This is a genomic window from Actinomyces sp. oral taxon 849 str. F0330, assembly GCF_000239715.1.
In the GTDB taxonomy this organism is placed as follows: domain Bacteria; phylum Actinomycetota; class Actinomycetes; order Actinomycetales; family Actinomycetaceae; genus Actinomyces; species Actinomyces johnsonii.
This window is the reverse complement of record NZ_JH470393.1, coordinates 1-1,040: the sequence shown is the minus strand read 5'-3', so window position 1 is coordinate 1,040 and position 1,040 is coordinate 1. Positions and strand designations below refer to the sequence as shown.

The following is a 1,040-nucleotide window of genomic DNA, read 5'->3' as shown; positions in this document are numbered from 1 at the left end:
GCGGCTGCCGGGGTCGGCCCACAGGCGCTGAGGCGTGTCCAGGCGCAGGAGTCGGCCGGCCTCCATGACGCCGACCCGGTCGGCCACGGTCATGGCCTCGTCCTGATCGTGGGTGACGTAGAGTGCCGTGGTCCTGCCCTGGCGCAGGATGGCGCGCACGTCGGTCGCCAGCTGCTCGCGCAGGGCCCGGTCCAGGGCGGACAGGGGCTCGTCGAGCAGCAGGAGCCGGGGGGCCGGCGCCAGCACCCGGGCCAAGGCCACCCGCTGCGCCTGTCCGCCGGACAGGGTCGTCACCCGCCGCCGCTCGAAGCCGGGAAGCCCTACGAGCTCGAGCATCTCACGCACCCGCTCACCCCGCCGGGCGCGCGACAGGCCGGCGAGCCCGTAGGCGATGTTGCCGCCGACGTCGCGGTGATCGAAGAGCTGACCGTCCTGGAACATGAGGCCGAAGCCTCGTTTGTGGACGGGCACGCGCACCACGCCCCGCCCATCCCAGGCGACCGAGCCGTCGGCCACGTCCTCCAGACCGGCGACCGCCCGCAGGAGCGAGGACTTCCCCGAGCCGGAGGCGCCCAGGAGGGCGACGACCTCGCCCGCGGCCACGTCCAGGTCGACGCCGTCGACGGCGCGCAGGTCCCCGTAGGCCACGACGAGCCCGCGCACCGACAGGCCCACGGAAGCATTGGTATCACTGGTCTCCGGGCTCATCGCCGCCCACCTCCGTCCGTCCTGGGCCCGCAGAGCCGGGCCCTCCCGCCATCGTTGTCCGCCGCTTGCCCGCCGCGCCCGGGCCATCCGCCGCTCGAACGTTGCCGAACACCACTCGCCCGCTTCTCCCGAGGCCGAGCCGGGTCTGGAGCCATTCGCAGCCAAGCATGACGGCGGCGCTGCCCACCGCCAGGACCACGCCCCCAGCCAGGGCCATCCCCTGGTTCTGGGAGCCGGGGCTGCCGATGAGCCGGTAGACGACCACCGGCAGCGTCGGCTCCTGGGGCCGGGCCAGGAACGACGTCGCCCCGAACTCCCCCAACGACGTCGCC

The 1,040-nt window shown here is 74.4% G+C and carries 1 protein-coding gene and 1 pseudogene; both read right to left on the bottom strand.

From position 1 onward, the window contains the following. Nucleotides 1-708, bottom strand: a 708-nt coding sequence (locus tag HMPREF0975_RS14290) for an ABC transporter ATP-binding protein (protein ID WP_009234953.1), incomplete at its 3' end; no start/stop codon positions are given. Beyond that, nucleotides 689-1,040: pseudogene (locus HMPREF0975_RS17020) on the bottom strand (hypothetical protein); the annotation flags it as partial. The pseudogene HMPREF0975_RS17020 and the gene HMPREF0975_RS14290, both read right to left, overlap by 20 nt.